Origin of the sequence: Shewanella sp. HL-SH2, assembly GCF_051164935.1 — a bacterium.
Lineage (GTDB): Bacteria > Pseudomonadota > Gammaproteobacteria > Enterobacterales > Shewanellaceae > Shewanella > Shewanella glacialimarina.
Window position 1 is genome coordinate 882,526 of the sequence record NZ_CP195035.1, and the last position, 13,313, is coordinate 895,838.

Annotated in this window: 12 protein-coding genes; all 12 read left to right on the forward strand. The window is 43.1% G+C overall.

The genetic code is table 11. The features are described 5' to 3' along the window. Nucleotides 1–2 precede the first annotated feature (2 nt). The 12 genes from ACRWP9_RS03830 (at nt 3) to mreD (ending at nt 13,291) form a co-directional block, all read left to right on the forward strand. Nucleotides 3–1,217, forward strand: coding sequence for a type II secretion system F family protein (locus ACRWP9_RS03830; RefSeq protein WP_434927943.1), 1,215 nt, complete (start codon nt 3–5; stop codon nt 1,215–1,217). 33 nt (nt 1,218–1,250) lie between these two features. Continuing rightward, complete coding sequence (locus tag ACRWP9_RS03835; protein WP_434927944.1) at nt 1,251–1,826, forward strand: hypothetical protein; 576 nt, start codon at nt 1,251–1,253, stop codon at nt 1,824–1,826. Between the two features lie 108 nt (nt 1,827–1,934). Beyond that, the gene (locus ACRWP9_RS03840; protein WP_434927945.1) at nt 1,935–2,540 is read left to right on the forward strand and encodes a pilin; all 606 of its coding nucleotides are present in this window, start codon (nt 1,935–1,937) and stop codon (nt 2,538–2,540) included. Between the two features lie 95 nt (nt 2,541–2,635). Then, nucleotides 2,636–3,151 (forward strand): type II secretion system protein, encoded by a 516-nt coding sequence (locus ACRWP9_RS03845; RefSeq protein WP_434928914.1) that lies wholly within the window; start codon nt 2,636–2,638, stop codon nt 3,149–3,151. A gap of 373 nt (nt 3,152–3,524) precedes the next feature. Beyond that, nucleotides 3,525–4,010, forward strand: coding sequence for a type II secretion system protein (locus ACRWP9_RS03850; RefSeq protein WP_434927947.1), 486 nt, complete (start codon nt 3,525–3,527; stop codon nt 4,008–4,010). Continuing rightward, nucleotides 4,000–4,569: a type IV pilus modification PilV family protein gene (locus tag ACRWP9_RS03855; RefSeq protein WP_434927948.1), complete on the forward strand. Its 570-nt coding sequence runs from the start codon at nt 4,000–4,002 to the stop codon at nt 4,567–4,569. The genes ACRWP9_RS03850 and ACRWP9_RS03855 overlap by 11 nt, the downstream gene beginning before the upstream one ends. After that, the gene (locus tag ACRWP9_RS03860; protein ID WP_434927950.1) at nt 4,569–5,408 is read left to right on the forward strand and encodes a PulJ/GspJ family protein; all 840 of its coding nucleotides are present in this window, start codon (nt 4,569–4,571) and stop codon (nt 5,406–5,408) included. The genes ACRWP9_RS03855 and ACRWP9_RS03860 overlap by 1 nt, the downstream gene beginning before the upstream one ends. Continuing rightward, the gene (locus tag ACRWP9_RS03865) at nt 5,398–5,847 is read left to right on the forward strand and encodes an MSHA biogenesis protein MshP (RefSeq protein WP_434927951.1); all 450 of its coding nucleotides are present in this window, start codon (nt 5,398–5,400) and stop codon (nt 5,845–5,847) included. Before ACRWP9_RS03860 ends, ACRWP9_RS03865 begins: the two co-directional genes overlap by 11 nt. After that, nucleotides 5,837–10,420 (forward strand): DUF6701 domain-containing protein, encoded by a 4,584-nt coding sequence (locus ACRWP9_RS03870; protein WP_434927952.1) that lies wholly within the window; start codon nt 5,837–5,839, stop codon nt 10,418–10,420. The genes ACRWP9_RS03865 and ACRWP9_RS03870 overlap by 11 nt, the downstream gene beginning before the upstream one ends. A 179-nt stretch (nt 10,421–10,599) precedes the next feature. Next, nucleotides 10,600–11,649: a rod shape-determining protein gene (locus ACRWP9_RS03875; protein WP_188842525.1), complete on the forward strand. Its 1,050-nt coding sequence runs from the start codon at nt 10,600–10,602 to the stop codon at nt 11,647–11,649. A gap of 83 nt (nt 11,650–11,732) precedes the next feature. Then, nucleotides 11,733–12,803 carry a rod shape-determining protein MreC gene (gene mreC, locus ACRWP9_RS03880; RefSeq protein ID WP_434927953.1) on the forward strand — a complete coding sequence of 357 codons (1,071 nt, stop codon included), beginning with the start codon at nt 11,733–11,735 and terminating at the stop codon, nt 12,801–12,803. After that, the gene (gene mreD / locus ACRWP9_RS03885; protein ID WP_226411689.1) at nt 12,800–13,291 is read left to right on the forward strand and encodes a rod shape-determining protein MreD; all 492 of its coding nucleotides are present in this window, start codon (nt 12,800–12,802) and stop codon (nt 13,289–13,291) included. The genes mreC and mreD overlap by 4 nt, the downstream gene beginning before the upstream one ends. The last annotated feature ends 22 nt before the right edge of the window (nt 13,292–13,313 follow it).

The window sequence follows — 13,313 nt, forward strand, 5'->3', positions numbered from 1 at the left end:
TTATGCCCACTTATCATTATCGAGGTAGAAATGCGCAAGGTCAGTCAGTGACGGCGCAACTGGAGTCAGCGGATGAAAACTCAGCCGCGGACGCCTTGATGAGCCGTGGCATTATTCCGTTAGAACTAAGAGTGGTAAAACCTCAAAAGACATTCTCTATTACTAGCTTGTTTGGCAGTAAAGTGTCATTGGAAGAGCTACAAATTTTTTCACGGCAAATGTACTCGCTGACTCGGTCTGGTATTCCTATTTTAAGGGCAATAGCAGGGCTGTCGGAAACCACTCATTCAGTGCGGATGAAACAAGCATTGGATGATATATCATCGCAGTTAACCGCTGGTAGACCTTTGTCTTCTGCGATGAATCAACATCAAGATGTATTCGATTCTTTATTTATTTCTATGGTTCATGTTGGTGAGAATACCGGTAAGCTAGAAGATGCTTTTATTCAATTATCTGGTTATATCGAACGTGAGCAGGAAACTCGTCGTCGAATAAAATCGGCTATGCGCTACCCCATGTTTGTGTTAATCGCGATCGCTATTGCTATGGTAATACTCAATATCATGGTTATCCCTAAGTTTGCTGATATGTTTTCACGCTTTGGTGCCGAACTCCCTTGGGCAACTAAAATTTTAATGGCAACCTCTAGTCTATTTGTTAATTTTTGGCCACATATGATAGTCGGCTTAATTGGTATAATAGTGGGTATTCGTTATTGGTTGCACAGTGAAAAAGGCGAGAAACAGTGGGATAAATGGAAGTTACATATTCCTGCCGTGGGTTCAATCATTGAGCGTTCGACACTGGCGCGTTATTGCCGCAGTTTTTCGATGATGTTAAGTGCAGGTGTACCAATGACACAAGCGCTCAGTCTCGTTGCTGATGCGGTAGATAATGCTTACATGCATGACAAAATTGTAGGTATGCGACGAGGAATAGAATCTGGCGAATCCATGCTTAGAGTGTCGAATCAAAGTAAGTTGTTTACACCATTAGTGCTGCAAATGGTTGCCGTTGGTGAAGAAACTGGACAGATTGACCAACTATTAACTGACGCTGCTGATTTTTATGAGGGCGAGGTTGATTACGATTTAAAAAATCTCACCGCTAAACTAGAACCTATATTAATTGGCTTTGTTGCTTGTATCGTATTGATCCTCGCCTTAGGTATTTACCTTCCTATGTGGGATATGCTCAATGTGGTTAAAGGCTAGATTATCAATGACCTCAATAGGTGAGGAACATTTATGCTGAAACAACAAAAGGCTGATGATGACTTACTGAAAATCTATGGTCGTATAGTAGCAATAAGCATATTTTTATTAGTTTTGGCTGTTTTAGGAATTAAATATTTTAACGCCATGCCTGCTATTGCTGGTAAAAGCTTAGCCCTTGAGCATACGCGTTTTCTTAATATCACCACAATGATAAAAAGCCAGTGGCTATCAAGCGGTAGACCGAAACAACTACTGCTTAACTGGCCAAGCATGGCACCCAAGGCACCCGACAATAAAAGTGCTATAGAATCTGCTAAAGTTTCACCGCAACGTGTAGTAGATACGTTAGGCAATCAGTTTGTTGCAACAGATAATTGGATTAGCCTGTCCGATAAAGGATGGCCGGTGATCGACAGTTTAGATGTTCTAGGATGTAAACGTTTATGGTATCAATTATTAGCGACTCAATTAACCGACATTGAGGTGAGCTATGATGCTAATGATAAAATATGTCGATATACCGCGGAAGATTCCGCTAATATCAATTATCAATTTACCTCTGGACAAGTGCTTTTTTTTCAAAAAGTAGCTATAGAAAGTAAATAAATTTTAGCAAGTTGCAATAAGCTGCTAATATCAGTGGAGATATCTTAATTTTAGTGTAATGCTAAGGTGTAGATAAATCGATGGGACAATTGAAAGAGTGTATAACTTATGAAGTTGAATCAAAAAGGCTTTTCATTAATCGAGTTGGTCATTGTTATTGTGATCCTTGGGTTGCTTGCAGCAACCGCTATTCCGCGTTTTTTAAACGTAACAGAAGATGCTGAAAATGCCAGTGTTGACGGTGTGTCGGGTGGCTTAGCGACTGCGGTTGGTTTTGTGAGAGCACAATGGGAAGTCGATGGTCGTCGTAATACGTCGGTTATTTTAGACGGTACCAGTGTATCTTTAGATACTCGTTTTGGTTTCCCCACAGGAACAACCAATACTGACGTGACCTCTATGACAGATGCAACCTGCCAGGAAGTATTTAATAGCGTATTGCAAAGTGCACCGCGTAATGTGCTGTATACAGCAGACGCAAGAAATCAGCGCTATACGGTTAGAGCATTAGACAATGTCGGCGGTTCGGCTACAGGGATAAACGGCACTAGTGTGGCCGGTATTGATTTATGCGTTTATCACCAAATAGCATCTTTGACGATAAATCAGACCACAGGTATAGCCACTCCCGCTCCTGACTTAAGCACAGCTGGCGCAAAAGGCGTGACATATAATCCAGGTACAGGACAGGTATTGTCGTTTACCAACAACTAATTTTTAATTTGGCTGTTAAGTTATATTAGAAAATAACAGCTAAACAGACATGAATTTATTTTATTTATTTTGAGAGGCTTACTATGCAAAAATTAATGCAAAAACAACAGGGTTTCACCTTAATTGAATTAGTCGTCGTGATTATTATTTTAGGTATTTTAGCGGTTACTGCCGCGCCTAAGTTCATTAATTTGCAAGGTGATGCACGAGTGTCAGCACTAGCGGGTATGAAAGCGGCTATTCAAGGTGGCAATACTTTAGTTTATTCAAAAGCAGCTTTATCTGGAAAAGAAAAAGCTGCTAATCAAACGGTGACTATCGGTGGCACAACAGCGGTACCCGTTACGATAACTACTCAGTATGGCTATACTAATGCACTACAGGTTGATTTACAGAAAGCATTAGACGTTGTGTTTGACGCGGGTGCCGATGGCGCACCAACGGCGACAACTGGAACAGCTGAATGGATTATTAAAGCGAACGCTGGTACGCCTAAAACCGTTGAAATTTGGCAGAAAGGTGCTCCAGCTGCATGTAAGCTTACTTACACAGAAGCAAGTGCGACTACATTGCCTACTTATGTTATTAGCGCTGCAGCAGCTGATTGCTAAATAACATAGAGTTTAGTAAAAAGCCTGCATTTTTGCAGGCTTTTTTACACCTGTCATTCGGGTAGCGCAAAGGTGAACTATCCTGACGGTTCAGCTGGATGCTATTGAAAAAATGCCTACTAATCATCTTACAGACGACTTACTATTAACCTTTACTAAAAGTGAGCTAGAAAAGGGTAAAAAACTTCTTTACTCATGCCAATACTAAGTTGGCATGAGCCACTTAACTAGCTTCGGTACCTTTTTGTAATCGATTTACTATCAAAGATGGTTTGTGCATCCACTTATAAATAGGCAGACAAATACTTAAAAAATTTGCCATACTATCAAGTGCTAATTGCTATTTTTTTGCTGAATTTATCGAAAGGGCAATATGGATTTAAATTGTTCAACATCAAGACTAAACGGCTTTACTTTAGTCGAGCTTGTGACCACGATAATACTGATTGGTATTGTCTCGGTTGTGGTGTTGCCGCGTTTTTTTTCAAGTTCGAGTTTTAGTGCATACACGTTACGCAATGAATTCATTTCAGAGCTTCGCCAAGCTCAATTAAGGGCACTGAATAACACCGACCGATGCTATGAGGTTAATGTCACTGCAACGGGTTATCAGTTACGCCATTATAGTGCTCGCGCAGGCAATAGCTGCGCTACTCTTATTCGCAGTGAGGCAATACAAGGCTTTAATGGCGGCGCTTCCATCAGTTTAGTCGCATCCGCTAGTCAGTCATTTAACATCACTTTTGATAGTTTAGGCAGAATGTTGTCACCCAGCTGCGCAGGTGTGTGTTTTAACATCAATGCCGATGACATTTTAAAAGTGGCGGTTGAGTCTGAGGGTTATATTTATGCTTTATAACTCAAGTCGTTTAAGCCAGTTGTTACCGTGTTTAGCACGCTCGCACCTAAAGTCGCTTAATCGGCCTAACACGGGCTTTTCACTGATTGAATTAGTGGTGGGAATGTTAGTGATCAGCATCGCGATTGTGATGATGACATCGATGTTTTTCCCCCAAGCCGATAGATCCGTTGAGTCACTGCACCGGATGCGCTCTGCTGAATTAGCCCATTCTGTAATGAATGAGATTTGGGGTAAACGCTATGATCAACAAACCAACCCCAATGGTGGTGTGCCTGCGTGTAATAGTCCTTTAGGGTTAACATGCTCAGCCACATTAGGACCAAACGGTGAGACTCGTGACAATTATAATGATGTAGATGATTATAATGGATTGAATATCAATTCATTGATGTTTAACTCAAACAAAACCTATGCAGCTGTTTATATTAAATTTGGTCTGAGTGTTGAGGTGAAGTACGTTGATGCCACCACTCAGGCTGCTAAGCTGATTTCGGTCAATGTCACTACGCCCAGTAATGAAGTGATCACTTACCAAGCCGTAAGGAGTAATTACTGATGCGAGTGATTACTCAATCTAAATGGGCTAAACAAGCCGCTTTTATGCTTGTAGAAATGGTCATGGTTATTCTTATTTTAGGCATAATTGTGGTTGGTGTTAGCAGCTTTGTCATTTTTGGCACGCGTATTTTTGTTGAATCGAGTGCGGTAGACCAAGTGCTAAGCCAAAGTCGTTTTGGGGTTGAGCGGATGACTCGAGAGATACGCAGCGCACTGCCTAATTCAACCCGTTTACTAACAGCAGTAGATGGCAGCTACCAGTGTATAGAATTTGTTCCTGTTACTGCCAGTACATCCTACGTTAATGCACCAATCGCACCGGCTGCAACAAGTAATACACTGAGTGCAATTGTGATTAATCAAACCATTTTAGCAGGGCAATGGGCGATTATTTATCCGCTAACCGCAAGTGAAATTTATAATCCAACCGGCAGTACTGCAAAACGATTTCTAATATCAAATGTTAGCACCAGTGGCGATCAAGTTGACTTAACCTTTGGCGCATCCATTCGATTTACTGAAGCTTCGCCATTAAAGCGGCTTTATCTAACCGCGCAACCTGTGAGCTATTGTGTTGAAAACCAACCTAATGGCACCTCAGATTTAACCCGTTACGCTAATTATAGTTATCAAAACAGTCAGCCAGCCCCGACAGCAATGGCCAACAGGGTGATTATGGCGCAAAATATTATCAACAGTTTATTAATTGAGCCCGCCATAATTTTAACACCATCCAGTTTGGTGACTAATGCGATTGTGCATATTGAACCTAGGTTTAGTGTCAATGGTGAGTCGTTTAAATATCAGCATCAGGTACAGGTGATCAATGTTCCTTAAATTGTCGATAAAATCACACCAACAAGGTAGCGCGTTAGTGATTGGTATTTTTGTGCTAATAGTGATGTTTTTGCTCGCGGCAAGTTTACTGCGCATTGTTGATGATTCTGATGCCTCTATTTCTATGGAAGTATGGGGCGCACGGGCACTTAATAGTGCGAACAGTGGTGCCGATGCTGCGTTAGCACAACTGTTTCCTTTAAATGGCGCAACTGCATTATGCACCAATGTGAGTTCAACCTGGACACCTCCTGCTAATGCGGTTGGATTTCATGGCTGCAGTGTCACCATTACCTGTAATAGCGCGACAGTCAGTTCCCTTACTCAGTACCGTATTGGCAGTAAGGCCGTGTGTGAAACCGGAGCCTGTGGCGCTAACAGCAGTACAGATTGTTTAAGAGTGCAAAGGCAAGTAGAGGTAGAAGCCCGTGGGAATTAAGTTGATATCGCGTATGCTTACCTGTGTTGGCGTACTAACGGCGTTATTTACGACGACCGCATTTGCATTTGATGTTGTTGATGAGTCCGTTACCTGGCCTGCAGTGGCGCAAGGACATCATCAAGACAACAATAATAGTTGCCATCAAATCTCTAGCCCGCAACTCTCTCTGCAGGGGGGCTCTCGCATTAACGGCACTTTGGGGGCAGATCTGGCCTATTGCTCTAATAATAGTGGTTCAGGTTTACCTAATAATAGTTGCGATACCGCCTCTGGAGGCGATCGTTTTTGTACAGTCACAGGCAGTGATATCCGAGGCTTGAGCTTAAACGGCAATAATGCCTTTAAAACCAGCAATGGTGCCGGTGGTGGTGTAGGGTCCTGTACCGCAAATCAAAATATTAGTTTGGGTAGTACGGGCCAAAATCAATTCAGTTCAATTGCATTGTATTCAGCCTGTACTGTTACCCTCTCTTCAACCCAGCAAGAGTATCGATTTCAGTCTATAGAAGCCGGAAGTGGTGCTAAGTTGGTTTTCCCCGCAGGAGACTACTGGATAAATTCTTTAACATTAAATCAAAATGCACAGATAGTATTGCAGGGAAATGCGCGCATTTTTATTGGTAATAACATTCAATTAAACGGCGCTAAAATTAACGAAACCAATACTCATTCGTTACAGTTAGTTGCCTATAAAAACCTGAGTTTAACTTCTGGAGCGATTATTGGTGGGCGTGTTTATAGTGATGAAACCTTAACTATTGATAATAACTCAATTATTAATGGTCGGGTTACATCGCGATATTTAACTATTAACTCAAATGGCCAAATTAATGATGCTTCAGTGGCTGTGCCTTTTCATATTCAATATGGCAAAGCAACCACAACTAGCATTACTTTTACCACTGCCTTTCCAACGGGGGTTAAGCCCTTGGTGTTTCTAATGCCAACGGTTTCAACCAGTAATAGTAATAATGATGGTCCCGCGTCAGCATTACTTGGTAATGTGACCGCACAAGGTTTTACCTGGTTAAAGCAAGAGCCTGAATCACCCACCAATCAATATATTCCTTCTAATAATATGCCTGAGGTGCATTGGATAGCCGTGACCCCTGGTAATTATGATTTACCTAATGGCACTAAGCTTATAGCCGGTTCAGTTAATTATAATCAAGCATTGTTCGGGTCTAACTCACCTTATACGCCCGTTACGCTGCCTGCTAGCCAGGATGTATTGCTGAATCAAATTCAAACCCGCAATAACAATTGTTGGTTTACTAGTACCTCACAATTTACCTCGACGGGTATTGAACTGGCATTAGACACTTCTGAAGTAAGAGATAATAGCGCTCGATGCCAACCGGGTGGTTTGAATAATAGCCAAATTCAGAATGAGACCATTGGTTATTTATCATTAAAATCAGGCAGCGGAGCAATGGTGCTCGCAGGTGAAAATACCAATTACCATTTCGGTAAGTCTCAGACGTTTAATGTTGGCGGCGTACAAGATCTGAATTATCAATGTGGCTACACAACACCGTTAATCGGATTCACTGTTCCCCCTGTATTAGTTGCAGGCAAAAATAGCCGTAATGGGGGGGATGGCGGTTGGTTACGTCGTTGTCAATTAACTAATAGCCTGGTCAGTATGGTTGATGATGAGGATACTTATCGAGATACCGACAGGAGTCACATTTTTGAAAATTATAGCTTTGTTGCCATTGAGCGCTTAACCAAAGTGAGACAATGTTTTACCGACGACTTTCAGCGCAGCAGTGTGGGCAATGACTGGGTTGTGTCAAATAGTGGTGGTGGTTTTACCCCTTCTATTGTGAACAATCGCTTGCGGGTAACTCAGGCGGCCGGTAATCAAGCCACCTCTTCAACCTATCAACGCTTATTTCCAGCAGCAAATAATCTAGTTGAAATTGAATTTGATCACTATGCCTATGGCGGTAGTGGCGCCGATGGTATCGCATTTGTGCTTTCGGATGCCGCGGTTACCCCACAGGCAGGTGCTTACGGCGGCCCGTTGGGTTATGGGGCTAGGTCGAACGTCAATGGTTTTGCTGGTGGCTGGTTAGGATTTGGTATTGATGAATACGGTAATTTTTCAACTGAAGGCGGGCCAAGTGGCCCGGGAAGAAGGCGTCAGTCTGTCGCGGTTCGAGGTTCCGGGGCTGGCACGGTAGGTTATCCTTACTTACGCGGCTCTTGTAATAATGGCACCACTAATACGGGGGGAAGCTGTCTTAGTCCAACGGTGGATAATAATAATGTGACCCCTGCGCATCGTTACCGCATTACCGTTGACTCGAAAATAGCTGGGCAGTCTATTGTTAAAGTTGAACGGAACAGTGGTAGTGGTTTTGTTGAAATCATCCCCGCATTTAATGCCGCAGCTATTAGTACGCAGGCTGCTGTGCCCGCAGACTTCTTACTGTCTTTGACCGGTTCTACAGGTGGTTCGACTAACAACCATGAAATAGACAACGTCGAAATTTGTGCGCTGGACTCAAGGCCGATTGGCGTAGTGATTGATCATTTTGAATTTACCCACAGCGGTAGCGGACTCACCTGTGGTCCTGAAACATTGACCCTTAAAGCCTGTGCCAATGCTGATTGTAGTCAAACAGTACCAGATTTTATTACCGCCACGCTAAGCCCTGCAACGGTCACAGGCGGAGGAGGCTGGGTTGGTGGTAATGTTGTCAGTTTTAGTGGCGGCGCTACTACACTGCAATTGAATCGCAATACTGTAGGCACAGTAGTGGTTGATGTAACTGGCTCAACACCTGGTGCTAAACCTTTCAGCCAGACCTTATGCCGTATTGCTGGAAGTGCTGCATCTGCTGCTAATTGCACGCTAACTTTTGCTGATAGTGGTTTTATTTTTGATGTGCCTGATAAGTTAGCCAATAAACCTGCGCCAGATATAGTGGTTAGTGCGGTTAAAAAGAGTGATATTACCAAGCAATGTATTCCAAGTTTTGCCAATGTGTCTAAAAATGTCGCTTTTTGGAGCACTTATACCAGTCCCTCAGTACCCATTAATGGCCAAAGTGTGTCAGTAAATGGTACCAATGTGGGTAAAACAAGCGCGACTGCAACCAATATAGCACTTGCATTTGATGCCTTAGGCAAGGCGAAAATTGCGGTGAATTATCCTGATGCGGGCCAGCTTCAACTCGATGCGAGATATACAGGCACGGGTAATGAACAAGGGTTAATTATGTTAGGTAATGATCCCTTTGTGAGTTTTCCGGTAGGTTTATGTATTACGCCGCAGGATACAGGTGCCCAATGTGTAGCAGGAAATAGCACTTGTAATGTGTATAAAAAAGCCGGGGAATCATTTAACTTACTCATTCAAGGTAAAGCTTGGCAAATTGATGGTGATACTAATTACTGTGACAATCTCAATACCCCTAATTATGCCCACAGCAATATTACATTAGGTCGTAGTATAGTTGCGCCTTCAGGTGGCGAGCTTGGGACTGTTTCTAATGTAAGTTATGCTCAAGTGGCCCAAACAACCAACACTAGTATTGTACCTCAATCAATCAGTGAAGTTGGGGTGTTTACGTTCACGGCTAAACCGCCTACTAATTATTTAGGCTCTAGTTTTTATGATATTCCCTTGGCGCAATCGCCAAATATAGGCCGTTTTGTGCCCGACAGATTTGTCATCAGTGGTGTAAGCGTTTTACCTGCCTGTGGTGTGTTCAGTTATATGGACCAACCATTTCCGCTATCGATGAATATTACGGCTTACAATACATTTTCGAGTGTGACGAAAAATTATCAAGCAGCCTTTGCAAAAGGCACGGCGCAGTTAGTGGGCGAAAATAGTAATAATGGTACTGAGCTGTCAAACCGTCTCAGTAGCCTACCTGTCAATGCCGCGTCATGGGTTGCCGGTGTGGCTTCGGTCGATGCAAGTTATCGAGCCAAATTAGCTCGCACAACGGCGCCTAATGTTGATGGGCCTTTTAGTGCGTTAGATATCGGCGTGAAGGTTTTTGATAATGACACTAATATTGCGTTTGTCGCCGATCCAGACATGCGCGCAGACACAGCGGGCAATTGCACTACGCCATCAAATACTTGCAGTGCCAAACGCATCACTACTCAGGATTTACGTCATGGCAGGGTCACTATGGATAATACCTATGGACCTGAAAATGAAATATTACGCATGCCAACCTATGCACAATATTGGAACGGCAGTCAGTGGGTTGTCAATGTTGGCGATAGTTGCAGCGTAATTAATGGCAGCTTATCTGGAGCAGAAATTTATACTCCGACTAAGGTTGCAGGTCAGACGGTAACAAGAACAAATAATAGTACTAATATTTCTGTAGGGAAGATGACCTTGTTCTGGCAAAATACAGGTACGAATAATTATCGTGGTCAAGTGCAAGCACCTGCGCAAGTTGATAGTTGGCTGCAATGGTATTGGAATTACGACACGAGTTCGGTCAATTTATTGGTTAACCCCCAGGCAAGTGCTTTTTTTGGTCGTTATCGAGGCCATGATAGAATTATTTACTGGGAAGAAGTAAGGCAATAATGACGATTTATGTGCTAATTCACTTTTTCACTGGACCATTTAGCCTATTTAAGGGCTCTTTTTAAAAAAATATAGTCAGATTAGCAATTGTTAACCCTCACGGTCTTGTGGATTGTGGGTGTGATTGATAAAGTTAGCTGATTTTTTTCTTCTGACTTCACAGAATACAGGCCTGATACATGTTCAAAAAGCTGCGCGGCATTTTTTCTAACGACCTATCGATCGATTTAGGTACGGCAAACACTCTTATTTATGTTCGCGATGAAGGTATCGTGTTAAACGAACCCTCAGTAGTTGCTATTCGTGGTGAGCGAAACGGTAATGGGCCCAAATCAGTGGCAGCAGTCGGAACCGAAGCAAAACAAATGCTTGGCCGAACACCTGGCAATATTCAAGCTATTCGCCCAATGAAAGATGGCGTAATTGCAGATTTTTATGTGACAGAAAAAATGTTGCAGCACTTTATTAAACAAGTGCATAACAATAGCTTTTTCCGCCCAAGTCCTCGCGTATTAGTTTGTGTGCCAGTTGGTGCTACGCAAGTTGAACGTCGTGCGATACGTGAGTCTGCAATGGGTGCAGGTGCTCGTGAGGTTTACTTAATTGAAGAGCCTATGGCTGCTGCAATTGGTGCTGGTTTACCAGTATCTGAAGCAACCGGTTCTATGGTTGTCGATATCGGTGGTGGTACTACTGAAGTGGCAATCATTTCGTTAAATGGTGTGGTGTATTCATCATCGGTTCGTATCGGTGGTGACAAGTTTGATGATGCCATTATCAATTATGTTCGTCGTAATTATGGTTCGTTAATTGGTGAAGCTACCGCAGAACGTATCAAGCACTCTATTGGTACTGCTTACCCAGGTGATGAAGTGCTTGAAATTGAAGTGCGTGGTCGTAACTTGGCCGAAGGTGTTCCAAGAAGCTTTACGTTGAACAGCAACGAGATTTTAGAAGCATTGCAAGAGCCATTATCAGGTATTGTTAGTGCTGTTATGGTTGCCCTTGAGCAATCTCCTCCTGAATTAGCGTCTGATATTTCAGAGCGCGGTATGGTACTAACAGGTGGCGGCGCATTACTTCGTGATTTAGATCGCTTATTAATGCAAGAAACCGGCATTCCAGTCATGGTAGCGGATGATCCACTGACGTGTGTTGCGCGTGGCGGTGGTAAAGCGTTAGAAATGATCGATATGCATGGTGGCGATTTGTTCTCTGAAGAGAACTAATCAACCCCCTCATTAAGCGGCGAAGTGTGTTAGCTTTTGGCTATTGGCAAGAAGGACTATTTGGCTTTGCCGCCTAATTTTTTATGAAACCAATTTTTGTTCGTGGTATTTCACACCAATTCCGTCTCACACTGGCTATTATTTTGTCGGTGGCATTATTTGTTGCCAACGATCGCCTTGAGCCTGTTCGCCAATCCCTTTCTTCCTTATTAAGTCCATTACAATATTTAGCTAATGTCCCTGGTTTGATGCTTGATTGGACTGCTGAAGCCTTGGCGACGCGTAATATGCTGGCGGTACAAAATAAAACGCTAATGGATCAGCAGTTATTAATGTCAGAGCGTTTACAACGTTTTGAGCATTTACGCCAAGAAAATGTCCGCTTAAGAGCACTTTTAGGGTCACCAGTACATATGGAATCCCGCAAAGTGGTTGCAGAAGTGATGGAAGTGGCTAGCGACCCATTTCGTCAGTTAGTGGTTCTCAATCATGGTCAACGAACTGGTGTGTTTGTAGGCCAGCCAGTGGTTGATGCAAAAGGTGTCGTAGGTCAGGTCATTGAGGTCAGTGAATTAACCAGTCGAGTGTTATTGGTTTCAGATGCTAGCCATGGTATTCCGGTGCGTGTAACCCGCAATGATGTGCGTGCTATTGCAAATGGTACAGGTGAAATTGATCAAGTTGAGTTACGGCACGTAGCAAAAAGCACTGATGTTATTGCTGGTGACTTATTAGTGACTTCTGGCCTAGGTAATCGTTTTCCTGAAGGCTACCCTGTTGCTAGGGTGACATCTGTGTCACGGGACGATGGCCAAAGTTATGCTGTTATAAATGCCCAACCTTTGGCTGCTTTAGACCGTATTCGTTATGTGTTATTGATTTGGCCCGGTGAAGCAGATGATAAGCCTTTTTGGCCTATTTTACCGGCCGTAGAGCAGACTGATAACAATAACACTGTCGAACCAAAGATTGATTCAGGCGTTACAATCGAGCCCACTCCCGATAGCGCGACGCAGCAAGTGCTATCAAGCGAAATGCAGCCGAATCAAGTACAACAAACGCAAACACAGTCTATTCCTGTGCAATCAACCCCAGCACAGCCAATTCAAACCCAACCTACTCAAACACAGTCAAGCACAGAGGTGAGACAATGAGCGCTCACATCCCCAATGGCCGTTTGGTGGTTTGGATTACATTATTTATTGGCATGATGTTCCAGATTATGCCATTGCCCCATGTGGTTGCTGCATGGCGTCCTGATTGGCTGTTGATGGTGATGATATACTGGGCAATGGCATTGCCGCACCGTTATAGTATTTTGACGGCCTGGGTATTAGGCGTGCTATTAGACGTATTACTTGGCGCCACATTAGGGATAAGAGGGCTAGCTTTCGCACTCATAACTTATGTTGTTGTGATGCATTTTCAACGCTTACGTAATTTTCCCCGTTGGCAACAAACACTGCTGATTGCAATGTTTATTTGTATCTATCATTTTGTTATTTATTGGGCCGAATATGTGCTCGTTGGCAAAACGCCTTTCAAAACCGATATGTTTTTACCTGCATTTTCAAGCGTACTAATTTGGTGGTGGGTATTTTGGATACTGAGAAATATTCGCCGTAGGTATAAAGTACGTTAGTTGCTTAACATCAGTGAAATTG